Raw genomic sequence first — 22,445 nt, forward strand, 5'->3', positions numbered from 1 at the left:
GGTGGGGCCGCCTCTTCAGAGGCGTTCGATGCGGTCGGCCTGCGGGCCCCGGTCGCTCTGACGCACCATGTACCGGACCCGGTCACCCTTCTGCAGCGGCTCCGACCCCACGATCACGGACGCGTGGGCGAAGAGATCGTCGCCGCCCGCGTCCGGGGTGATGAAGCCGAAGCCGCGGTCGGCGTCGTAGCGCGCGACGACGCCCTCGCCGCCTCGTACGGGCACGTTCCGCGCCGCCGGCCCTGCGGCCGCGGCAGGTGCCGGCCGCTGCGGCGCCGTCTGGGGCTCGGCGCCCCGGACCAGGTGCACGTCGCGGGCCTGCGGGCCCTTGTCTCCACTGGCCACCTCGTAGGCGACGCGGTCGCCCTCCGCGAGCCACGTCAGCCCTTCGGCCAGGGCCCGGGCGTGGACGAAGACGTCCCCGGCGCCGGAGTCGGGGTTGATGAAGCCGAAGCCCTTGTCCTCGTCGTACCAGGCCACCGTGCCGTCGGCACCGTCCGCGACACCGGCCGCAGCGGGTGAGCCGGCCCCTGCTCCCAGCGGGATCACGTGCCCGGCCTGCGGGCCGCGCTCGCCTTCGACGATCAGGAAGGCCACCCGCTGCCCCTCGGTGACCACGCCGCCGGTCACGATGGCGGAGCTGTGCACGAAGATGTCGGCGCCGCCGCCGTCCGGCGACGCGAAGCCGTACCCCTTGCCCGGCTCGTACCAGTTGATGGTGCCGAGCAGGCCCACGGCGCTGCCGGTGGCCGCATCGGCGGTGACGCGAACGCGCAGCGCCTGGGGCCCGCGGTCGTTCTCGCCGACCTCGAACACGACGGCCTGACCCTCGCGGAGCACTTTCCCGCCGCCGTCCCCGACGATCTCGGAGGCGTGCACGAACACGTCCGGCGAGCCGTCCTCGGGCGCGAGGAAGCCGAAACCCCGTTCGGCGTCGAACCAACGGACGGTTCCTTGCGGCATCAACGGCTCCAGGTCGAGAGGGCGGGCACTGGCCCCCAGTCTCCCTGACAGACCTCCGGTCCGTCGGGCCGGGCCCACCGGCGGGCGGTGCGGAGCCAGGGGCGGGCCGTTGGTTCACCCTGGCGACACGCCGAGCTTCGAGACCAGGTCTAACCGCCGAGGACCTCGCGGGACACCTGTTCCTGGGCGAGGTGGCGCAGGCCGGCGAAGATCCGGTCGCCGAGCACCGTGGCGACCAGCCCGGTCTCGATGATCTTGTCGTAGGACGTCAGGCCGCTGACCACTTCGACGTCGACCTCCGCGACGCGCATCGCCAGGCCGGCGTACTCCTCGAGCCGGCCGACCAGCTTCTCCTGGCCCAGCTCCTTGGCCGTGGCGAGCGCCGCGACGAGGTTGGCCATCATGCGGTGCTCCGGCGGGTGCGCCTTCCAGCCGTGGCGGCGCAGGAGGTCCGCCAGCCGGGCGGCCGCCCACTCGGCGGCCTCGTCGGACACCGCGGGCGCGGGCCCGGCCAGCTCCTGCTGGACGACGCCCATGGTGCGGTGCGGCGTCTCGTCGCCGTCGATCGCGTTCAGCACGACGCCGACCGAGGCCAGCGACAGCCCGCCGACCTCGGTGAGCGCCCTGATCAGCCGCAGCCGCTGGACGTGCGCCGCGGAGTACCGCGCCTGGTTCGGGCTGGTGCGCTCGCCGGGCGGGAGCAGGCCTTCGCGCAGGTAGTACTTGACGGTCGCGACCGGCACGCCGGACTCGGCGCTCAGCTCGGCCATCCGCATGCGTTCCGCTCCGATCCCGGGGTCCGCCTCGGGGACAACCCTGAAGACTTCTCAGCATGGATAGTTTAACTTCCCAAAACGGAGAGCTTGACTATCCATTCTGGGAGGAACCATGACCATCTTGCGCCTTCCGGGGCTTCGCCCCGGGCCGGGGGCTCCGCCACCCGGAACCCCCGAAAAGAAGCGCCGTGCCGATCTCCGGACCAGAACGCACACGTGGCACCGGCCGTCCGCGCTCGCGGCCGCCGGGCTGGTGGTGGTGGCGGTGCTGTGCGTGGCCGCCATGGTCCTCGACCAGCGGATCCTGGCCGGCGCGCCGATCTGGGCCAAGCCGTTCAAGTTCGCGGTCTCCGGCTCGCTGTTCTTCGCCACCTGGAGCTGGCTCGTCTCGCTGCTGCCGCGGTTCCGGCGCACCGCGAGCCTGCTGACCGACTTCCTCATAGCGATCTTCGCCGCGGAGTACGTGCTGCTCGTCTTCCAAGCGGCCCGCGGCCGCGCGAGCCACTTCAACAACGCCACGCCGCAGGACGCCCTGATCTACGACGTCATGGGCAAGATGATCATGGCGCTCTGGGTCGCCACCCTCGCGCTGACCGTCCTGGTGATGTTCACGAAGGTGGCGGACCGGGCGAGCTTCTGGGCCGTGCGGGCCGGTGCCATCCTCTCCCTCGTGGGCATCTCGCTGGGCGTCCTGATGACGTCGCCGACCGCGCAGCAGCACGCGCAGTGGAAAGCCGGTGGACCGCGGGACGTGGTCGGCGCGCACACCGTCGGGCTCGCCGACGGCGGCCCCGGCCTGCCGATCCTCGGCTGGAGCACCGCCGGCGGCGACCTGCGGATCCCGCACTTCGTCGGGATGCACGCCCTGCAGGCCCTGCCCCTGCTCGCCATCGCGCTCGCCGCGCTGGCCGCACGGTTCCCGCGGCTGCGTGACGACGTCGTCCGCGCCCGGCTCGTCCTGCTCGGCGCGGCCGGGTACGCGGGCCTGATCGCGCTGGTCACCTGGCAGGCGCTGCGGGCGCAGTCGATCGTGCACCCGGACGCGACGACGCTCGGGGCGTTCGCGCTGCTGGTCGCCGCGGTCGGGCTCGGCGCGCTGGCCGTCCTGCGCGCGCCCGAGCGGGCGGCCGTCCGATGACGCTGTTCAGCTTGGCCTTTCCGCTCGCGGCGCCGTTCTGGGCGTTGCTGGTCCTGGCGCCGAACTGGCGGTGGACCGAGCGGATCATGAAGTCGCCGTGGGTCCCGCTGCTGCCGCTGGTCTGCTACTTCGCGCTCGTGCTGCCGCACTTCGGCGAGTGGGGGCGGGCGATGCTGCGGCCCGACCTCGGCGTCCTGCAGACGCTGCTGGGCACGCCGTGGGGTGCCGGGCTGGTCTGGGCGCACCTGATCGCGTTCGACCTGTTCATCGCGCGGTGGATGTACTTCGAAGGCCGGGCGCGGGGCATCTCGCCGTGGCTGGTCAGCCCGATCCTGCTGCTGACGATCTTCCTCTCGCCGTTCGGGCTGGTGGTGTTCCTGGTGGTGCGAGCCGTCCGGTTACGCTCCCTCGTATGAGTGAACAAGAAGCCGCGAGCGCCATCGCCAAGCGCACCGGCGTCGACGCGCACGACATCGCGGTGGTCCTCGGGTCGGGCTGGCGCCCGGCGGCGGACGTCATCGGGGAGTGCGAGACGGAGATCCCGTTCGCCGAGCTGCCCGGCTTCACCACGCCCGGCGCGGTGGGCCACGGCGGCACCATCCGTTCGCTGAAGGTCGGCGACAAGAACGTCCTGGTCATGCTCGGGCGCACGCACTTCTACGAGGGCAAGGGCATCGACCCGGTGGTGCACAACGTGCGCACCGCGGCCGCGGCCGGCGTCCGGTCGGTGCTGCTGACGAACGCGGCGGGCGGCCTGCGCGAGGGCTTCGAAGTGGGTCAGCCGGTGCTGATCTCGGACCACCTGAACCTGACCGCGCGCTCGCCGATCGTCGGCGCGAACTTCGTCGACCTGACGGACCTGTACTCGAAGCGGCTGCGGGACATCGCCCGCGAGATCGACCCGTCGCTCGAAGAAGGCGTCTACGCGGGCCTGGTCGGGCCGCACTTCGAAACGCCGGCGGAAATCCGGATGCTGCGCACGCTGGGCGCGGACCTGGTCGGCATGTCGACCGTGCTGGAGGCGATCGCCGCCCGCGCGACCGGCGTCGAGGTCTTCGGCCTGTCCCTGGTGACGAACCTCGCCGCGGGCATGACCGGCGAGCCGCTGAACCACGAGGAAGTCCTGGAAGCGGGCCGCGCGGCCGCGACCAAGATGGGCTCCCTGCTGCGGGAACTGGTCACCCGCGCCTGACGAGTTCCGGCTTGGATCACGCACGTGCGTGATCCAAGCCGGAACTCGTGTGATCGGGGCCGGAACTCAGATCAGGGTGGGCAGTTGGGCGGCCACCTCGGCCGGGGAGGGCATGGCCGCGACTTCGTCGGCCAAGCTGCGGGCCGCGTCGCGGACCGCGGTGTCCGTCAGGAGGTGACGGGCCTTGGTGGCGACCGCTTCGGCCGTGACCTCGGCGCCGAGCAGGCGGTCGCCGACGCCGGCGGCGAGGACCGCGTCCGCGTTGGTGAACTGGTCCGCGCCCTGCGGCATCAGCAGCTGCGGGAGCGCCGCGCCGAACGCGCCGAGCGTGGTGCCGCTGCCCCCGTGGTGGACGATCAGGTCGACGTGCGGGAGCAGCGCCGCCTGCGGGACCCACGCCTCGAGCCGGACGTTCGCCGGGACGTCACCCAGCGCGTCGTCGGGCAGCGACGGGCCGGTGGCGACCAGGACGTCGACGTCCAAACCGGACAGACCGGCGATCGCCTCGGTGAGCACGCCCGCGTGGCCCATCGCCGTGCCCAGCGTCAGGTAGACCAGCGGACGCCGCCGCTCGTCGAGCACGCCCGCCGGCAGCTCGCCCGGCTCGCTCCAGCCGACCGGGCGCAGCGGCACGCGGTGGGTGCGGGCCAGGAAACCGCTGTCCTGCACCGACTCCGGGCAGATGTCGACGAACGGGCCGCCGAACGCCAGGTCCTCGCCGATCTCGACGCCCAGCGAGGCACCGTGCTCGCGGATCGCGTCCCGGATCTGCGTGGTCATCGGGTCGCCGGTCGACACGCGGCCGAAACCGTGCGCCACGACCGGGACACCCGCCTTGAGCGCGGCGAACGCGCCCCCGGAGTTGGCCACCTCGCTCACGACCAGATCGGGCCGGACGTGCTCGAACACCGGCAGCAGGTCGGCGAAGACCCGCTTCGGGATCAGCTCGCCGAACACCTTCGCGACGACCGGGAACAGCTCCTCGCGCGGGATTTCACCCGGCGGGCGCCGCGGGCCGGGCGGACCGGACTCGGCGAACGCCTGCCCGAACGCGTCCTTGATGGCGGGCCCGGCGGCCGCCGTCTCGAGCCCGGCTTTGGTCAGCTGCGGCAGAAAATCTTCCGAGGTGGCGAAGACGACGTCGTGGCCCGCGTCGCGCGCGGCGACCGCCAGCGGGACGAGCGGGAACGTGTGACCGAAGGACCCCAGTGAGGTGAACAGTAAGCGCACCTACCCGACCATAGCCCGTAGGCTGACGCGGTGACATCGGATTCCACCCTGCGTGACGCCGCTTCCCGCTGGATCGCCGCCGATCCGGACCCCGCCACCCGCGCCGAACTCGAGGCCCTGCTGGACCGGGCGGGGGACGACCCCGTGGCGGCCGAGGACCTCGCCGACCGGCTGGCCGGCCCCCTCGAATTCGGCACCGCCGGCCTGCGCGGCCCGGTGCGCGCCGGGCCGAACGGGATGAACGTCGCCGTCGTCACCCGCACGACGGCCGGGGTCGCGCAGTGGCTGAAGGGCCACGGGCACGCCGGTGCGCTGGTCGTCGTCGGCCGCGACGCGCGGCACGGCTCCGAAGCCTTCGCGACCGCCGCCACCGAGGTGCTGACCGCGGCCGGCTTCGACGTCAAGGTGTTCCCCCGCCCGCTGCCGACGCCGGTGCTCGCGTTCGCCGTCGGGCGGCTCGGCGCGGTGGCCGGGATCCAGGTCACCGCGTCCCACAACCCCCCGGCGGACAACGGGTACAAGCTCTACGACGCGACCGGCGGCCAGATCGTCCCGCCGTCCGACGGCGAGATCGAGCGCGCCATCGAGGCCGCGCCGCCCGCCGCCGACGTGCCGCGCGCGCCCGGCGCCGAGGTCGTCGACCTGCTGCCCCGCTACCTCGACGAAGTCGCGACGCTGCCGCTGGGCCACGAGCGCGCGGTGCGGGTGGCCGCGACGGCGTTGCACGGCGTCGGCGCCGACACGCTCCGCGCGGCGTTCGAGCGGGCCGGGTTCACCGACCTGCACCTGGTCGGCGCCCAGACGGCGCCGGACCCGGACTTCCCGACCGTGTCGTTCCCGAACCCGGAGGAGCCGGGCGCGACGGACCTCCTGCTGGCCCTGGCGTCCGATGTGGACGCCGACCTGGCGATCGCCCTCGACCCGGACGCCGACCGGTGCGCGCTCGGCGTGCGCGAGCGGGACGGGCGGTGGCGGATGCTGCGCGGCGACGAGACCGGCGTGCTGCTCGGCTCGTACGTCCTGTCCACAGTGGACCGCACCACGCTGCCGGACCCGCTGGTGGCCACCACGATCGTGTCGTCGTCGATGCTCGGCGAAATCGCCAAGGCCGAAGGGGCGCGGTACGCCGAGACGCTCACCGGCTTCAAGTGGCTGGTCCGCGCCGGCGTAGGACTGGTCTTCGCGTACGAAGAAGCGCTCGGCCTGTGCGTGAACCCGGGTTTCGTGCGCGACAAGGACGGCATCGCCGCCGCGACGCTCGCCGCCGGGCTCGCCGCGCAGCTGAAGGCGCAGGGCCGCACGCCGCTGGACGTGCTCGACGAGCTGGCGCAGCGCCACGGCGTCCACCTGACCGACCAGGTTTCGCTGCGGGTCACCGACCTCGCCGTCCGCGGTCAGCTGATGGCGAAGGTGCGCCAGATGCCGCCGTCGCGGCTCGGCGGGGTCGAGGTGGCGCTCGAAGACCTGTTGCCGGACGCCGACGTCGTGCGGCTGACCGGCGAAGGGGTGCGGGTGGTCGTGCGGCCGTCCGGGACCGAGCCGAAGCTGAAGGCGTACCTGCAGGTCGTGGCGCCGGTGACGGACGCGCTGGCGGACGCTCGCGGCGCGGCGCAGGAGCGGCTGGCGGCGTTGCGCGCGGACGTCGAGGAGCTGCTCGCCTGATGCCGCGGCTGCTGATCGTGCACCACACGCCGTCGCCGTCGACGCAGGCGTTGTTCGAGGCGGTGCTGGCGGGCGCGACGCACCCGGACGTCGAAGGGGTGGAGGTGGTCCGCCGCGCGGCGCTGGCGGCCACCGCCTCCGACGTGCTGGCCGCCGACGGCTACCTGCTGGGTACGCCGGCGAACCTGGGCAGCATGAGCGGCGCGGTGAAGCACTTCTTCGACACGATCTACTACCCGTGCCTGGACGAGACGCGTGGTCGCCCGTTCGGGTACTGGATTCACGGCAACAGCGACACTTCGGGCACGCAGCGGCAGCTGCTGGCCATCACGACGGGCCTGGCGTGGGCCGAAGCGGCGAAACCGGTCATCAGCACGGGTGAACCGGACAAGAAGACCCTTGAGGCGTGCACCGAACTGGGCGGCACGCTGGCCGCGACGCTGATGGGCTGAAACGTAAAGGGGCCTGTCACCGGAAGCCCTGGGGGTCGACCTCCGGCAACAGGCCGTGGCCAAGGGTTCGCCCCGAGAGGCGATCAACCTTGGCCTGTGAAGCGTACTACAGACGGTGCGATCATGACGAGTCGAAGGCACGACAACCTCTCGCCTGGGCTGTTCCGTACACCCCCAGGGCACGGAGAGCCAGGCGAGAGGCGAGCCAACTGTAAACCACTGCATACGACAGCTGTCAACAAGTGCGTACAGTGGTCTGCGGTTAGAATTTCCGCGGCGGGACTCCCAGGGGGTGGAGATGACACGGGAACGCACTTTCGCGGAGCGCCTGAGCGCCCTGATCGAGGCCGCTCGGGTGGACGGCCGCGCACCGCACAGCTACCGGGAGATCTCCGCGGCCGTCGAGCGCGCGGGCGGCCCGGCGATGTCGCCCGCCTACCTGCAGCAGCTCGCCACGGGCAAGCGGGTCAACCCGAAGATCCACTACGTCGAGGCGCTGGCGAAGCTGTTCGGCGTGCCGGTGACGTACTTCTTCGACGAAGAAGCCGCCGCGGCGCCCGCGGGCGAGGCCCAGCTGATGGCCATGCGGGCGCAGGAGCTTTCGCCGCAGGGCCGTCGCCAGGTGATGGACCTGCTGGAGCTCGTCGAACGCTACGAGCGGGCCGAGCGCGAGGGCCGGGACCCGGAGGCCGGCGGGGGCTGGAGCCCGGGGAACACCGGGCGATGAAGGAGCGCGAGCTGCGCCGCCGCTGCCGGAAGCTGCTCAAGGAGCTGGACATCGGGCCGCCGCTGGACGTCGAGGTGCTGTGCGCGCGGCTGGGCGAGCGGCGCGGGCGGCCGATCCGGCTGCTGGCGTACCCGCTGGAGGTGCCCGGGCCGTTCGGCTGCTGGATCGCGACTTCGTCCGCGGACTACATCTTCTACCAGGCCGAAACGACGAAATCCCACCAGGACCACATCATCCTGCACGAGCTCGGGCACATGCTGGCCGACCACCACCCGCACGGCGACGCCGAGCCGGCGGACTTCCTGCGCGGCCCGGCGGCGGGCCTCGACCCGGATGCCGTGCACCGCGCCCTGCGCCGCTCGTCCTACGATGACGCGCACGAGTGGGAAGCCGAGACGGTCGCGACGATCATCCTCGAATGGGCGTCGGTCCTGAACTACACGATCCCCCGGCGCGCCGCGGACCGGGACCTCCGCCGGATCCAGGGTGCGCTCGGCGATCACCAAGGGTGGTTGTGAGCACGCTGTTCAGCCCCGTGAACCTGCTGGCACTGGTGCTGTTCGCCGCCGCTTTGGCGTGGCGGGTCTACCAGGTGACGCGCGCGCCGACCGTGCCGAACTGGGCCGTCACCGCCTGCGTGGCCGGGTTCGCGGCGGCGTTCCTGCTGCAGCAGCCGGAGCTCTCCGACGACGTCGACGCGCTGCTGGGTGCGGGTGCGGCGCGGGTGGCGAACAACGCCCTGCTGGCCTGCGGGATCTGCGCGCTGGTGATCTTCTTCCTCGGCTCGGCGCTGGGCCCGCGCCGGTACCGGCGGGTGGCGGTGGAGCTGGTGCCGCTGGCCGCGGCGATCACGCTGATGATCGTCGCGATGAGCCTGACCCCGCCGCCGCTGCGGGGCCTGCCGCTGGGGCCGTCGACGATCCACGACAGCCGGATCGCGGTGTTCTACCTCGGCGCCGGGCTGTACCTGATCTACGGCCTGGCCGCCTGCACCGCCTGGATCGTGCGGTACCAGCGGGTGGCCGACCGCGACCTGCGGATCGGCCTGCGGCTGAGCGCGATCGGCATGGCGAGCGCGGCGGCCGGCAGCGTCTTCCGCGCGCTGTACATCGTGGTGGCGTGGGTCTTCGGGCCCGTGGTGAAGGTCCTGCTGCTGCTGGGCGTGCCGTTCGTGGTCGTCGGCGGGATGCTGTTCCTGGCCGGTGTCACCTATCCCGGCTTGCGGGCCCGGGTGTCGGCGCTGCGGCGGCGGCGACAGCACCGGCGCGAACACCGGGCGCTCGCTCCTTTGTGGACGGTCTTGGTCGAGGCGTTCCCCAGCATCGTGCTGCGGACCCCGCCGCGAGGGCGCGGTGGCGTCCACCGCGGGCACTACCGCCGGGTGATCGAGATCCGGGACGGGCTCGTGCAGCTCTCGCCGTACCTCGACGCGGACTTCGGCGACGTCGTCGCCACCGATCCCGGTGCCGCGGCGGCGGCGTTGAAGGCGGCGCTGCGGCGGCACGCCGAGGGCGAGGCCAGTGACGGCCGCGCCAAACAGGTCCTCCCGGCCGGGGCGGACGACCTCGAATCCGACGTCCGGCCGCTGCTCGCGCTGTCGGCCGCGCTGGCGAACGGGAAGTGACGTGGACACGCTGATCACCGCCGGCCGGGTGCTGCCCCGGCCCGCCACTCCGGTCGACGACGGCGCCGTGCTCGTGCGCGACGGCGTGGTCGTGGCGGCGGGCCCGCGCGCGGACGTCGTCGCGCAGGCCGCGCCGGACGCGTCCCGGCACGACTTCCCGACCGGAACCGCGCTGGCGGGGCTGTGCAACGTCCACGTGCACCTGGCGTTCGACGCCTCCCGTGAAATGCTGGCCCGCTTCTCCGACGGCGAAGACCCGCTGGAGGGCGCGCGGTCCCGGCTGACGGCGATGTTGCGCAGCGGCGTCACGACCGTGCGGGACCTCGGCGACCGCGGCCACCTCGGTGCCGCCGTCCGGCGGTCGTTCGAGGGTGCGGCGGCGCCGCGGCTGCTCGTGTCCGGGCCGCCGATCACCGTGCCGGGCGGGCACTGCCACTTCTTCGGCGGCGAAACGGCGTCAGACGACGAAATCCGCGCTTTGATCGACGCCAACGCGGCCGCGGGCGCGGACGTGATCAAGGTGATGGCCAGCGGCGGCCAGATCACCGAGGGCGGCGCCGACATGTGGGAGTCGCAGTTCGACGCGCGGCAGCTGGCGCTGATCGTCGCCCACGCGGCGTCGCACGGGCTGCCGGTGGCGGCGCACGCCCACGGCGCCGACGCGATCGAGGCCGCCGTCGAGGCCGGGGTGTCGACGGTCGAGCACTGCAGCTTCCTGACCGGGCCCCGCTCCTTCGACCGCCGGGAGCACGTGGCCGAGCGGATGGCGGCCGCCGGGATTTCGGCGTGCTCGACGAGCAGCCGCAACTGGCGGGTGATCGTCGAGAAGCTCGGCGACGACGCCGCCCAGGCGATGTACGGGCGGCTGCCGTGGCTCGAGGAACACGGCGTCCGGCTGCTCGCCGGAACCGACGCGGGCCTGCCGGGCTCGGTGTTCGACGACCCGGTGGGCGCGCTGGAGCTGTACGAATGGCTCGGCTTTTCCCGGCGCCGGATCCTGGAGATCGCCACCGAGGACAGCGCGGCCGGACTGGGCCTGGGTGCCGTCACCGGGCGGCTCGAAGCCGGGCTGGCGGCGGACGTCCTGGTCGTCGAAGGCGACCCGCTGGCGTCGCTGGCCGCGTTGCGCAACCCGCTGCTGGTGCTCGCCCAGGGCCGTCCCGCCTAGCTCCCCGATCGGGGAATGCCTGCTTTGGTGACAACGTTTTAAAACAGTGTTACTGTAGCGCTACCCCGCCCCGAAGGAGCTCCCGATGCACGGACCGACCCAGCTGTTCACGGTGATCGCCCTGGTCTCGCTGCCGACCGTGATGTACGGCGGCTACGCGCTGCTGGGTGTCCTGCGGGACCGCAAGCTCACCGAGCACCAGCGCGCGATGTTCCGCGCCGGCCACGCCCACGCCGGTGTCCTGCTGGTGCTGGCCCTGGTCGCGCTGCAGCTCCTCAGCCGGACGACGCTGTCCGACCCGGCGCTGTGGGTCGCGTGCTTCCTGCTGCTGTTCGGGATCCTCGCCCAGTCGGGTGGATTCTTCCTCCACCTGCTGCCCGATCGGGGCCGGCTCGGCGGCCGCGTGACGTCCGCCGGTGCGTTGCTGCTGGCCGCGGCCACCTTGCTCACCGCGTACGGGGTCGCTTTCGCCTGAGCGCCGGTCGTTAAGCTGGTGACGTGCCTGAATACCTGCCGACCGCGCCCTACAAGGGGACCCGGGACTTCCTGCCCGCCGAAATGTCCGTGCGCACGCAGGTGTTCGGTCATCTCTACGACGTCCTCGAGCGCCGCGGCTTCCTCCGCTACGACGGCCCGATCCTCGAATCGGCCGAGATCTACGAGCGCAAGTCCGGCCAGGAGATCGCCGACAAGCAGCTGTACACGCTGACCGACAAGGGCGGGCGGCGGCTGGCGCTGCGGCCGGAGATGACGCCGTCGGTCGCGCGGATGATCGCCGGGAGCGCGAAGTCGCTGTCGTTCCCGGTCCGCTGGTACAGCCACCCGAACTGCCACCGGTACGAGGCGCCGCAGCGCGGCCGCGTCCGCGAGCACTGGCAGATCAACGCGGACATCTTCGGCTCGGACAGCGCCAACTGCGAGATCGAGATCTTCGAGCTGGTGCACGACATGATGGCCGCGCTGGGCGCGTCGCCGGACATGTTCGTGCTGCGCGTCAACGACCGGAACCTGCTGACGTCGGCGCTCACCGACGTCGCGGGCGTGTCGGCGGACCACCTGGCCCAGGTGTTCGCGCTGGTCGACCGGTGGGAGAAGTACCCGCGCGAGAAGCTGGCCGAGAACGCCGGCGAGATCGGGCTTTCGGACAAGCAGTTCGCGAAGCTGGCCGAGACGCTGGACGCGGGTGAGGCGCTGCTCGACGAGCTGCCGGCCGAGGTGCGGGAGCGGTCGAACCTGGTCCGCGTCCTGAACAGCAGCGCGGGTTCGCTGGTGAAGTACGAGCCGATGATCGTGCGCGGGCTCGCCTACTACACGTCGACGGTGTTCGAGGTCTTCGACACCTCGCCGGAGAACCGCCGCGCCCTCTTCGGCGGCGGCCGCTACAGCGACCTCGCGTCGATGTTCACGCCGCAGCAGATCCCGGGCATCGGGTTCGGCATGGGCGACGTCACGCTGATCGACTTCCTCGACACGCACGGCCTGACCCCGGCCCCGCGCAGCGAGGTCGACGTCATGGTGATCCCGGTGACCGAGGACCTCTTCGACGCGGCCCGGTCGGTGGCCGGCTCGCTGCGGTCCGCCGGGCTGCGGACGTCGACGCCGATCGACCACCGGAAGCTGGGCAAGGAGCTGACCCGCGCGGACAAGGCGGGCGCGGTGGCGGTGGTGATCGTCGGCCAGGAGGACTGGGCCGCCGGGAACGTCACGGTCCGCAGCCTGGCGACGCGGGAGCAGAACCCGGTCGCGATCGCCGACGCCCCCGCGGCAGTGCGAGCCCTCCTGGGCTGAACCGGTTCGGCTTGTGCTGGATCTCGGCAGCCTGTTCGCGTGATCAAGACCGGATCTCGCGTGACTGAGGCCGTAACTCGCGTGATTGAGGACGTAACTCGCGTGATCAGGGCCGTAACTCGCGAGTTCCGGCTTTAAGCACGCGAGTTCCGGCTCCAAGCACGCGAGATACGAGTTCGATCACGCGAGATCCGGGTCTGGTCACGAGGGGTCGGCGCGGAGGAGGCGGAGGGTGAACGTTGCGCCGGCTCCGGGGCGGGCGGCGGCGGCGATCGTGCCGCCGTGGCCCGTCACCACTTCGCGGACCAGGGCGAGACCGAGGCCGAAGCGGCGGCCGTCGCCGTCGGAGCCACGGGCGAAGCGCTCGAAGATGCGGTCCGCTTCGGTGGCCGGGAAACCCACGCCCGTGTCGCGGACCCTCAGCTCCACGTGCCGCTCGTCGGGGACGCCGAGCCACACCTCGATCGAGCCGCCGGGCGGGGTGTGGCCGAGTGCGTTGTCCAGCAACGCCGACAGCACGCGGCGCAACGCCGTCGGCACGCCTTGGACGACGTACGGCCGCCGCTCGCGCGTCACCGCCAGGCGGACCTGGCCCTCCGAAGCGCGCACCGCCTCCGCCGCCACCGCCTCCTCGGCCAGCACACCCAGCTCGACCAGCTCCAGCGACGGACGTTCGCCGCACGCCTGCGCCGACAGCAGCAGGTCCTCGACGACTTCGCCGAGTTCCCGCGTTCCGCGGACCAGCTGGTCGAGCTCCGCCGCGTCACGGCCGGACGACCGCCGGGCCAGCAGCTGCGCGCGCGTGTGCAGCCGGGTCAGCGGGGCCCGCAGCTCGTGGGACGCGTCCGCGACGAACGTCCGCTGCCGCCGCAGGGCGTCCTCCAGCGGCCGGATCGCCCGGCGGGCCAGCACCCGCCCGCAGCCCAGGGCCGCCAGCAGCGCGAGCACCTCCGCGACGCCGAGGCCGGACACCAGGGAGGCGCGGTCCTGGATCTGGTACCGCTCCTCGAAGAACGCCTGCGAGACGACGCCGCCGTGGTTCTCCACCCGGATGGTGTGCGTCATCCCGCCGATCGACCGCCGATCGGTGTAGACGTCGCCCGGCGACGGCACGAAGGCGTTCAGCTCCGGGATCGGCATCCCCGGCGGCACCGGTCCCGCGGGCGCGTGCGCGCCCGGGGTGAACAGCCAGACGCAGCCGGGCGGGGTCGCGGCGGGCCCGAGCTGGATCGTCCTGGCCAGCGTCCGGTCCGCGTCCGCGTGCTGCCGCGACAGCAGGATCCCGTACGCGATCGCGCCCGCGACGGCCACGAGCAGCGACACCACCACGGCGATCTGCGCGGTGATCGCCCACCGCGCCCGCCGCAGGGCCCGTTCTTCGGGGTCGGGGCTCATACCGCACCGATCTGGTACCCCAGGCCGTGCACGGTGCGCACGACGTCCCGGCCGAGCTTGCGCCGCAGGTAGTACACGTACGTGTCCACAATGGACTCGCCGGTCGAGTCGGCGAACACGTGCGTGCGCAGCGCCGCCCGCGGGTGGATCGCCTTCGGCCGCTGCGCCAGCGTCCGCAGCAGCTCGAACTCCCGCCCGGACAGCGTGATCCGCTCCCCGCGCGGCAGCACGACCTCGTGCCGGCGCAGGTCGAGGGCCGCCGTGCCGAGCGGCAGGCACTCGGCCCCTTCGAAGTCGCGGCGGGCCAGCGCGCGCAGCCGCGCGAGCAGTTCCTCGGCTTCGAACGGCTTGACGAGGTAGTCGTCCGCGCCGGCGTCGAGGCCGGCCACCCGGTCGGCCACCTCCCCCAGCGCCGAGAGCACCAGGACCCGCGTGGTGACCGCGCGGGCCCGCAGCCGCCGCAGCAGCTCCAGCCCGTCGAGCACCGGGACCCGGCGGTCGATGACCATCACGTCGTAGCTCCCGGTGAGCCCGAGGTGCAGCCCGCGCTGCCCGTCGTGCGCCACCTCGGTCTCGTAGCCCTCGTCCGCGAGCAGCTCCGCCAGCATGCCCGCCAGTTCGCGGTCGTCCTCGACCAGCAGCACCTTCGGTTTCGCCACCCCGTCGCGCACCGATCCATCTTGACAGTTATTTCCGAACTTGAAGAATCAACTTTTCCCGGTCACCGGAACGGGCTCGGCCGTCAGGAGTACCTCGCTGCTCCCCCGGCGCGCGTCCCGCCGGTCGAGCCACGCGAGGACGGGCGCGGTCATGATCGTGGTGACCAGCGCGACCAGCACCAGGACCGTGAACAACGCCGGCGAGACGATCCCCGCGGCGAGCCCGACGTTGAGCGCGATCAGCTGCATCAGCCCGCGCGCGTTGACGAGCACGCCGACCCGCGAGGCGATCTCCGGCGGCTCCCCCGCCAGCCGCGCCGCACCCCAGGACGCGCCCAGCTTGCCGATGATCGCCACCGCCACCGTCACCAGCGCGAAGGCGAGCAGCTTCGGGTCGGCGAGCAGCGCGAACCGGGTGTTCAGGCCGGAATAGGTGAAGAACAGCGGGACGAACACGATCCGCCCGATCGGCATGATCTTCGCGAGCACGGCGTCGGAGGCGAGCCCGCGCGGGAACGCCACGCCCACGGTGAAGGCGCCGAACACCGCGTACAGACCGATGGTGTCGGTGAACCAGGCCGCCGCGAACAACGTCATCGCGGTGATGAGCACGCGCTGGTCGACGGTCACCCGGTCGCTGCCCATCATCCGGGCCAGCAGCCGCCGCCCGACGATGAACACCAGCAGCGCGAACAGCAGGCCGCCGCCGAGCGCGAGCGCCACCGGCCCGGCCGACCCCGCGTGCATGCCGAGCACCACGGCCAGCAGCAGCCACGCGAGGACGTCGTCGAGCGCGCCGCAGGCCAGCGCCAGCGAGCCGAACTTCGTCGACGCGATCCCGCGCTCGGTGATGATCCGGACCATCATCGGGAACGCGGTGATCGCCACCGCGACGCCGACGAACGCCGCCGAGGTGACCAGCGGGACGCCGTCCTTGCCGATGTCGACCCACGTCGTCCCGAGGACCGCGACGCCGACGCCGAGCGCCAGCGGCACCAGCGTGCCCGCCGAGGAGATGGCCGCGACCGACTTCCGCGACTGCACGACGCTGCGCAGGTTGAACTCGTAGCCGGCCCCGAACATGTAGATGACCAGGCCGATCTGGCCGCCGACGTAGAGCAGCGAGCGGATGCCGTCCGGGAACAGCGCCGCCTGCACGTCCGGCAGCAGCAGCCCGAACAGCGACGGGCCGAGCAGCACGCCGGCGACCATCTCGCCGACCACCGGCGGCTGGCCGAGCTTGACCGCGGCCAGGCAGACCAGCCGGACCACCACGAGGATCACCACGACGGCGAGGAAGAAGACCGGCGCCGCTTCGGACGGGCTCATCGATTGCCTCCGGCGAAGTAGGTCGAGCAAAGGGCCTGGCGACGGGCGTCGAGGACCATGTACGTGCCGAACACGAGCTGGGCGAGGCTGCGCCAGACGTCTTCCCAGCGGTCGCGGACCGCGAGCCACCCCAGCGGAACGCGTCCGGGCCGGACTCCGCGCGGGGTGAGCAGCGCCGGGCCGCGGTTGGGGATCGAACGCGTGTGCGCGGCGGTTGAAGCGAGGCTGAAGCGGCGCAGCACCTCCTGCGCCACGACCCGCATGGTCGGCGGCGCCAGCCCGCGGGCCGGGCAGGCGCGGTTCTGCGTGACGCCGAACGGGATGAACTCGTCCTTGGCAGACTGCGCGGCGAAGTCCGGGTAGCTGAAGCACAGCACCGTCCCGGCCGGGATGGTGAGGTGGTCCAGCTCGATGTCGGCGGTGGTGATCCGGTGCGCGATGCCGAACAGCGGGTACGCGCGCAACCCGTCGTCGATCACGCCGTCGATGTCCTCCGGGTGCTCGGCGAGGCGCCGCTGGAGGCCCTCGTCACGGGCGATGATCATCAGCAGGTGCGCCATCGCCTCCGACATCTGCACGACGGCGGTGTTGAAGAACGTCCCCTGCAGGTAGAAGACCTGTTCCTCGGGGGTCAGGGACGGCGGCAGCGGGTGCGGGACATCGGCCAGCCGCCGCCGCAGGTACCGCGTCAGCCGTGCCCGGCGGCGCATGTTCCGCGGCCGCACGCACTTGAGCGCCGAGACGACGTCGTCGGCGTGCCCGACGACGAGGTCCCGCGCCTCGGGCGGGCACGGTTCCTCGAACACCAGCTCGTGGTACAGCTCGGCCCAGATCGGCATCATCAGGTCGCGCAGCCGGACGAACCCCGGCTCGACGTCGTCGAGGACGTGCGCGGCCACCCGCCGCGCCAGTTCCTCGGAGTCCTTTTTGGACCGGACCAGGATGTGGCGGGTGCACTTGGCGACCTCGTCGTAGCGCGGTCCGGCTTCGAGGTGCTCCTGGTGCACCTGCGGGCCGGGCGCGAGCCAGTACCAGAACAGGTCGGACAGCGCGGCGCCGCGGCTGCGGCCGTTCGCCGCGGGATCGGCGTAGACGCGCTTGAAGTCCCCGGCGCCGACCTGCGGCCCCGGGACCGTGACCGCGTCCTGGCCGTTGACCAGCGCGAAGATCTTCATCCGCAGAGCTACCACGCGGCGGGGCAGCCAGGCGGGCGCGGAGACCACCGCCGCGGCCGCCAGCACCTTGCCGATCACCGCCGCACCTGGTCCGGGGTGAGGTCCGCCGGGTGCCGGCCGCCGCACAGCGCCAGCGCCTGGTCGAAGTCGGCCCGCAGCAGGTCCAGGACCTCCGAGACGCCTTCGCGGCCGTCCGCGGCCAGCCCCCAGACCACCGGGCGGCCGACGCCGACCGCGTCCGCGCCGAGGGCGAGCGCCTTGACGACGTCGGTGCCGCGGCGGATCCCGCCGTCGAGCAGCACCGGCAGCGTCCCGCCGACGGCCGCGGCGATCTCCGGGAGTACGTCGACGGTCGCGGGCACGGTGTCGAGCTGGCGGCCGCCGTGGTTGGACACGACGATCCCGGCGACGCCGTGGTGCACGGCCAGCCGTGCGTCCTCGGCGTGCAGGACGCCCTTGATCAGCACCGGCAGCTTGGTCCTGCCGCGCAGCCACGCGATGTGGTCCCAGTTCAGGCCGGCGGACATGACGATCTCGCGGACGTGGCTGGCGTTGCCGCCGCTGCGGTTCTCGCCGAGGTTGCGCAGGTTCTCCACGGCCAGCCCGGGTGGCAGGTCGTGGAAGGCGTTGCGGTCGTCGCGCTCGCGGCGGCCGAGCACGGGCGAGTCGACGGTCACCACGAACGCCTTCACCCCGGCGTTCTCGGCGCGGCGCACGATCGCCTCGGTGAATTCCAGGTCCGGCTGTAGGTAGAGCTGGAACCACAGGCCCGGGTCCGGCGCGGCCTCGCGGGCGGCCGCGGCGATCTCCTCGATCGCCGTGGTCGCGGCCATGCTGACGATCATGATCGTGCCCGCCCGCGCCGCCGCCCGCGCGGTGGCGAGCTCGCCGTCGGGGTGGGCGAGCCGGTGGAACGCCGTGGGCGCGACGAGGATCGGCATCGACGACGGCGTCCCGAGCAGCTCGATCGACAGGTCGCGCTTGTCGCTGCCGCGCAGCACGCGGGGCACCAGCCGCAGCCGCTGGAACGCCGTCTCGTTCTCCCGCAGGGTGATCTCGTCCTGCGCACCGCCCGCGAAGTAGTCGTAGTGCGCCGGATCGAGGCGCTCTCGGGCCGCCGCTTCGAACTCCGCGATCGTCCGCATCACAGCTCCCGCGTGAAGAAGGCAGTCAGCGGCTCGACGTGCACCTCTTTGTCCCACTCGTTCTCGAGGTTCTCGGTGACGTGGTGGGTGGCGACCAGCTCGCCGCGGCGGTAGTGCCGGACGATCGGGTGCAGGTAGTGACCTTCGCCGTGGTCGTTCGCCTTGTCCTGGGCCGCGCGGGCGACGAAGTCGAACGGGTCGATCTTGTCGTGGTCCGGGCCGTAGTCGAGGGTGACGACGTAGGCGTCGGCCGGCGGGTCCGCCAGCACCCGGTCGACCGGCACCTCCTCGAGGTAGCGGGCGGTGTCGCCGTCCACCACCACGACGTCGCCGAGGAAGCCGAACTGCTGGTACAGCCCGGAAGTCCGGTTGATCCGGGTGATGACGGCGTCGGTCAGCGCGTCCGGTTTGGCGGGCAGCTCGGTGTGCGGCCACGGGACGCCGTGGTGGCGCTCGTTCAGCACCTTCGCCAGCGCGCGGACGCCGTAGCGGAAGCCGTGGATGAAGGCGCTGGTGGCCTTTTTGAAGTCGCGGACCTGCGTGATCGTGCCGGCGAAGTGGAGGCCGGGCACGTTGACCGACTCCCAGTCCGGCGTCTGCGCCGGGAACCGGTCGTCGATCGTGAGCTCCGGACGGCAGTCTTCGTCGAAGAGAGACGCGTCGAACCGGAAGCCGGTGCAGCCGATCACGCGGTCGTAGCGGATTTCCTTGATGACCTCGTCGGCGCGGGCGAAGGCGAACTTGACGTGGTAGCCGTCGGCGTCCTTGCGGACCTCGCGCACGTCGCCGTCGAGGATCGCGTGCTGCAGCTTGAGCTGGTACATGTCGAGGATGCCCGCGTTGTACGCGCGCAGGTGGCCGACGAAGTGGGTCCGCCAGGCCAGTTTCACCGGCCGCGGCCCGCCGACGTGCACGACCGCGGCCGTCTCGATGAGGTTGTCGGCGGTCTCGAAGGCGGAGTTGCCCTTGCCCAGCACGAGAACGCGCTGGTCGGTGAAGCTCTTCGGGTCGACGTCGACGTCCACGTACTGGTCGATGAGCTCGACGCCGGGGAACTGCGGGATGTACGGCTTGGTGACGCCGGTGGCCATGACCAGCCGGGCGGCCCGGTACTCGGCGTCACCGGCGGTGAGGACGAAAGTTTCGCTCTCGCGGCGGATGCGCGTCACGCGGGTGTCGTACCGGATGTTCAGCCGGTGCTTCGCCGCGTAGTCGGCGACATAGCGCAGGAAGTCCGGGGCGTCCGGGAAGAGCTTGTCGCTGTAATCGGTGAAGAGGACCGGGTCGTCGTCGCCGTCGGCGAGGATCGAGTTCCAGTCCATCCGCATGCGCAGCTCCGGGTCGGCGTACCCGGTGTGCTTCTTGTTGATGGAGATGAGGGTCCGGTGCCGCGGGAAGGTCTCGAAGAAGTGCCCGGGCGCGGAACCGGCTTCCAGCACGAGGTACCGGTGCCCGGCGTGGCCGAGGTGCTGTGCCAGCTGCAAGCCGGCCGGCCCCGCCCCGACGACCAGATAATCGAGCACTTCCTCCGCCACGACGACCTCCTGGAGCTCGGCACCGACCGCATGATCGGCGCCGAGCCTGCTCCGGAGATCTCAGAAAAGCCTCAGAAGAAAGTTACTTCCCGGCCGCGCGCGCGAGCCGTTCCGGGTAGCGCTCTCCGGCGACCGCGGCCGCCGGGGCCGCCGCTTCGACGGCCGCCAGGTCCTCGGCCGTCAGCTCCAGCGAGGCCGCCGCCACGTTCTCCTCGAGGTACTTGCGGCGCTTGGTCCCCGGGATCGGCACCACGTCCTCGCCCTGGGCCTGCACCCACGCCAGCGCGAGCTGCCCGGCGGTGACCCCCTTGGCCTCGGCCAGCTTCCGCAGCGCCTCGACGATCGCCGTGTTGCGCTCGAAGTTGCCGTCGGCGAAGCGCGGCAGGCCGCGGCGCATGTCGTCCTCCGGCAGGTCCTGCACCGACTTCACCGCGCCGGTCAGGAAACCGCGGCCCAGCGGGGAAAACGGGACGATCCCGATGCCCAGCTCCCGGCACGTCTCCAGGATGTCCCCTTCGATCCCGCGGGTCCACAGCGACCACTCGCTCTGCAGGGCCGTCACCGGGTGCACCGCGTGCGCGGCCCGGATCGTCGCCGCGCTCGCCTCGGAAATCCCGGCGTACCGGATCTTCCCGGCTTCCACGAGCGAAGCCAGCGCGCCCCAGGTCTCCTCGATCGGCGTGTCCGGGTCGACGCGGTGCTGGTAGTAGAGGTCGATGTGGTCGACGCCGAGGCGGCGCAGCGACTCGTCGCAGCTCTGCTCGACGTACGCGGCGTCCCCGCGGGCGCCCATCGCGCCGTCGTTCCACACGATGCCGAACTTCGTCGCGAGCACGACCTCGTCGCGGCGGCCGGCGATCGCGCGGCCGACCAGCTCCTCGTTGACGCCGTTCCCGTAGACGTTCGCGGTGTCGGATGAGGGGTGTTTGACACCTCTCCGGACGGGTCGCCTTAGCACGTCGGCCCGGCTTGCACAACATCGCGACTGGACACCCATTGATATCCTGTTTACCAGGGGAAATAGGGAGTCACAGCGTGACGCTGCGAGTCTTGGGAGCCATCCGCCTTAGCCGGAACACCGACGAGTCGACCTCGCCGAAGCGCCAGACAGAGCGTATCGACTGGTGGACCGCTGGGCACGACTGCGAGCTAGTCCACATCGCGGAAGACCTGGACGTGTCCGGCAAGGTGTCGCCCTTCGACCGGGACGGCCTTGGGGAGTGGCTGAAGGACGAGAACGCCCACAAGTGGGACGTCTTGGTGGCTTGGAAGCTCGACCGGATCTCACGTTCGGCCGAAGACACGCTCAAGCTGTTGAAGTGGTGCGAGGAGCACGGCAAGCGCATCGTCTGCGTAGACGACGGCTTGGACACCGAAACGAAGATGGGCCGGGTCTGGATTCAGCTCGCCGCGATCTTCGCCGAGGTGGAGCGTTCGTTCATCGAGGAGCGGACGCAGGCGAGCCGGGACGAGCTTCGTCAGCAGGGCCGTTGGGCCGGGGGGACGCCGCCGTACGGCTACACGAAGGAGAAGCGCGAAGACGGCGGCTGGTACCTGGTGGAGGACCCGGAGCGTGCCGCCATCGTCCGCAAGATGGCCCGGATGATCATCGACACGGCCGGGCAGGAGAACGAGGAGAGCTACCGGTCGGTGGCCAAGTGGCTCAACGATGAAGAGGTGCCGACGCCCCGCGCGAGCAATAAGCGCGGATGGTCAAACACCCGCGTCAAACTGATCTTGGAGAACCCCACGATCCGGTGGGGCAAGGCCGTGCACAAGGGCCAGATCATCGAGCACGTGAAGTACGCCGAACCACTGTTGAGCACAGCGGACGCTTTCCGGCTGGATACGGCCATGTCCGCGCGGGCGAAGGCCCCTCGGGGACGTGCTCCCAAGGCCATGCTGACCGGCGTTGTCTGGTGCGCCTGCGGCGAAAAGATGTACCGCTCGTCCAAGCAGACGAAGGTACTGGAGTACCGGTGCTCCGGGCGGTTCAACCACCGCACAGGCTGCACGATGAAGAACGTCAAGGCGGCCGAGGTGGAAACGTTCGTTGAGACCGAGTTCCTGAACCTGGTGGGCACCCTGCCGCTTATGGAGCGCATCGAGCACCCGGCGTCCGATAACACGGTCGAACTGGAGACGGTCAAGGTGCGAATTGCCAAGTTGGCAGCCATGTTCACATCCGGGGCGCTTGACGAAGAGGACGAGAACTTTACAGCCTCGCTCCACGCGCTCAAGAAGCGTAGGAAGGAATTGGCCGCACGGCCGAACATCCCGGCATGGGTCGAGCACCGGCCGACGAACGTTCACTATCTGGACATCTGGCAGGAGGGCGACGACGCGGCCCGCCGAAGCGCGTTGCTCGGGCACTCGGCGAAAGTCATCGTCCAGGCAGGCGAGCCGGGCGAGCGGCTGACCTTCCGGATGGACCCCGTGGACGCGGAGGCGCTGACCGCCGCCTAGCGTGGGCCGGAGTGTCGAAGT

At 71.7% G+C, this 22,445-nt stretch carries 21 protein-coding genes and 2 pseudogenes; 12 read left to right on the plus strand and 11 right to left on the minus strand.

Annotated features, from left to right (window positions below; genetic code table 11):
- Window positions 1–15: 15 nt before the first annotated feature.
- The 3 genes and pseudogenes from ACLJPY_RS21925 to ACLJPY_RS21935 form a co-directional block, all read right to left on the minus strand.
- On the minus strand, window positions 16–735 hold the full coding sequence (locus tag ACLJPY_RS21925; RefSeq protein WP_410591258.1) for a cold-shock protein: 720 nt from the start codon (window positions 733–735) through the stop codon (window positions 16–18).
- 30 nt (window positions 736–765) lie between these two features.
- Window positions 766–963 (minus strand): annotated as a pseudogene (locus tag ACLJPY_RS21930) (cold-shock protein); the annotation flags it as partial.
- Window positions 964–1,112: 149 nt separating this feature from the next.
- The gene (locus tag ACLJPY_RS21935) at window positions 1,113–1,739 is read right to left on the minus strand and encodes a MerR family transcriptional regulator (protein ID WP_410591034.1); all 627 of its coding nucleotides are present in this window, start codon (window positions 1,737–1,739) and stop codon (window positions 1,113–1,115) included.
- Window positions 1,740–1,851: 112 nt separating this feature from the next.
- On the opposite strand from ACLJPY_RS21935, the gene ACLJPY_RS21940 reads away from it, so the two are divergent.
- From ACLJPY_RS21940 to ACLJPY_RS21950, 3 genes are read left to right on the plus strand one after another with little or no spacing between them, the layout of a single operon-like run.
- Complete coding sequence (locus ACLJPY_RS21940) at window positions 1,852–2,877, plus strand: hypothetical protein (protein WP_410591036.1); 1,026 nt, start codon at window positions 1,852–1,854, stop codon at window positions 2,875–2,877.
- The gene (locus ACLJPY_RS21945; protein WP_410591037.1) at window positions 2,874–3,293 is read left to right on the plus strand and encodes an ABA4-like family protein; all 420 of its coding nucleotides are present in this window, start codon (window positions 2,874–2,876) and stop codon (window positions 3,291–3,293) included. Before ACLJPY_RS21940 ends, ACLJPY_RS21945 begins: the two co-directional genes overlap by 4 nt.
- Entirely contained in the window at window positions 3,290–4,069 is a 780-nt protein-coding gene (locus tag ACLJPY_RS21950; RefSeq protein WP_410591039.1) for a purine-nucleoside phosphorylase, read from the plus strand. The genes ACLJPY_RS21945 and ACLJPY_RS21950 overlap by 4 nt, the downstream gene beginning before the upstream one ends.
- Before the next feature lie 66 nt (window positions 4,070–4,135).
- Here the strand turns inward: ACLJPY_RS21950 and ACLJPY_RS21955 are convergent, their stop codons facing one another.
- Entirely contained in the window at window positions 4,136–5,299 is a 1,164-nt protein-coding gene (locus ACLJPY_RS21955) for a glycosyltransferase (RefSeq protein ID WP_410591041.1), read from the minus strand.
- Window positions 5,300–5,329: 30 nt separating this feature from the next.
- Between ACLJPY_RS21955 and ACLJPY_RS21960 the strand changes: the two genes are divergently transcribed.
- The 8 genes from ACLJPY_RS21960 to hisS all read left to right on the plus strand — a co-directional run bounded on the left by ACLJPY_RS21960 (window position 5,330) and on the right by hisS (window position 12,720).
- On the plus strand, window positions 5,330–6,961 hold the full coding sequence (locus ACLJPY_RS21960) for a phospho-sugar mutase (RefSeq protein WP_410591042.1): 1,632 nt from the start codon (window positions 5,330–5,332) through the stop codon (window positions 6,959–6,961).
- Entirely contained in the window at window positions 6,961–7,413 is a 453-nt protein-coding gene (locus tag ACLJPY_RS21965) for a flavodoxin family protein (protein ID WP_410591044.1), read from the plus strand. Before ACLJPY_RS21960 ends, ACLJPY_RS21965 begins: the two co-directional genes overlap by 1 nt.
- Window positions 7,414–7,711: 298 nt before the next feature.
- On the plus strand, window positions 7,712–8,140 hold the full coding sequence (locus tag ACLJPY_RS21970; protein WP_410591045.1) for an XRE family transcriptional regulator: 429 nt from the start codon (window positions 7,712–7,714) through the stop codon (window positions 8,138–8,140).
- Window positions 8,137–8,658, plus strand: coding sequence for a hypothetical protein (locus ACLJPY_RS21975; RefSeq protein ID WP_410591047.1), 522 nt, complete (start codon window positions 8,137–8,139; stop codon window positions 8,656–8,658). The genes ACLJPY_RS21970 and ACLJPY_RS21975 overlap by 4 nt, the downstream gene beginning before the upstream one ends.
- Window positions 8,655–9,764 carry an MAB_1171c family putative transporter gene (locus tag ACLJPY_RS21980; RefSeq protein ID WP_410591049.1) on the plus strand — a complete coding sequence of 370 codons (1,110 nt, stop codon included), beginning with the start codon at window positions 8,655–8,657 and terminating at the stop codon, window positions 9,762–9,764. Before ACLJPY_RS21975 ends, ACLJPY_RS21980 begins: the two co-directional genes overlap by 4 nt.
- 1 nt (window position 9,765) lies before the next feature.
- Window positions 9,766–10,932, plus strand: a complete 1,167-nt coding sequence (locus ACLJPY_RS21985; RefSeq protein WP_410591051.1) for an amidohydrolase family protein — start codon at window positions 9,766–9,768, stop codon at window positions 10,930–10,932.
- An 85-nt stretch (window positions 10,933–11,017) separates the two neighbouring features.
- Window positions 11,018–11,407 (plus strand): hypothetical protein, encoded by a 390-nt coding sequence (locus ACLJPY_RS21990; protein ID WP_410591053.1) that lies wholly within the window; start codon window positions 11,018–11,020, stop codon window positions 11,405–11,407.
- A gap of 23 nt (window positions 11,408–11,430) precedes the next feature.
- Window positions 11,431–12,720 carry a histidine--tRNA ligase gene (hisS, locus tag ACLJPY_RS21995; protein ID WP_410591054.1) on the plus strand — a complete coding sequence of 430 codons (1,290 nt, stop codon included), beginning with the start codon at window positions 11,431–11,433 and terminating at the stop codon, window positions 12,718–12,720.
- A gap of 201 nt (window positions 12,721–12,921) precedes the next feature.
- Here the strand turns inward: hisS and ACLJPY_RS22000 are convergent, their stop codons facing one another.
- From ACLJPY_RS22000 to ACLJPY_RS22030, 7 genes and pseudogenes are all read right to left on the minus strand, one after another.
- On the minus strand, window positions 12,922–14,115 hold the full coding sequence (locus ACLJPY_RS22000; RefSeq protein WP_410591056.1) for a sensor histidine kinase: 1,194 nt from the start codon (window positions 14,113–14,115) through the stop codon (window positions 12,922–12,924).
- Entirely contained in the window at window positions 14,112–14,759 is a 648-nt protein-coding gene (locus ACLJPY_RS22005; RefSeq protein ID WP_410591259.1) for a response regulator transcription factor, read from the minus strand. Before ACLJPY_RS22005 ends, ACLJPY_RS22000 begins: the two co-directional genes overlap by 4 nt.
- 63 nt (window positions 14,760–14,822) lie before the next feature.
- Window positions 14,823–16,103: a cation:proton antiporter gene (locus tag ACLJPY_RS22010; RefSeq protein ID WP_410591057.1), complete on the minus strand. Its 1,281-nt coding sequence runs from the start codon at window positions 16,101–16,103 to the stop codon at window positions 14,823–14,825.
- Window positions 16,100–17,356 (minus strand): cytochrome P450, encoded by a 1,257-nt coding sequence (locus tag ACLJPY_RS22015; protein WP_410591058.1) that lies wholly within the window; start codon window positions 17,354–17,356, stop codon window positions 16,100–16,102. Before ACLJPY_RS22015 ends, ACLJPY_RS22010 begins: the two co-directional genes overlap by 4 nt.
- Window positions 17,353–18,423, minus strand: coding sequence for an alpha-hydroxy acid oxidase (locus ACLJPY_RS22020; protein ID WP_410591059.1), 1,071 nt, complete (start codon window positions 18,421–18,423; stop codon window positions 17,353–17,355). The genes ACLJPY_RS22015 and ACLJPY_RS22020 overlap by 4 nt, the downstream gene beginning before the upstream one ends.
- Window positions 18,423–19,958 carry an NAD(P)-binding domain-containing protein gene (locus ACLJPY_RS22025; RefSeq protein WP_410591060.1) on the minus strand — a complete coding sequence of 512 codons (1,536 nt, stop codon included), beginning with the start codon at window positions 19,956–19,958 and terminating at the stop codon, window positions 18,423–18,425. Before ACLJPY_RS22025 ends, ACLJPY_RS22020 begins: the two co-directional genes overlap by 1 nt.
- 82 nt (window positions 19,959–20,040) lie before the next feature.
- Window positions 20,041–20,910: pseudogene (locus ACLJPY_RS22030) on the minus strand (aldo/keto reductase); the annotation flags it as partial.
- 83 nt (window positions 20,911–20,993) lie between these two features.
- Here ACLJPY_RS22030 and ACLJPY_RS22035 point away from each other — a divergent pair.
- Entirely contained in the window at window positions 20,994–22,424 is a 1,431-nt protein-coding gene (locus ACLJPY_RS22035; RefSeq protein WP_410591062.1) for a recombinase family protein, read from the plus strand.
- Window positions 22,425–22,445 lie beyond the last annotated feature (21 nt).

The sequence above is a fragment of the Amycolatopsis sp. lyj-23 genome (assembly GCF_046549135.1).
In the GTDB taxonomy this organism is placed as follows: Bacteria; Actinomycetota; Actinomycetes; order Mycobacteriales; family Pseudonocardiaceae; genus Amycolatopsis.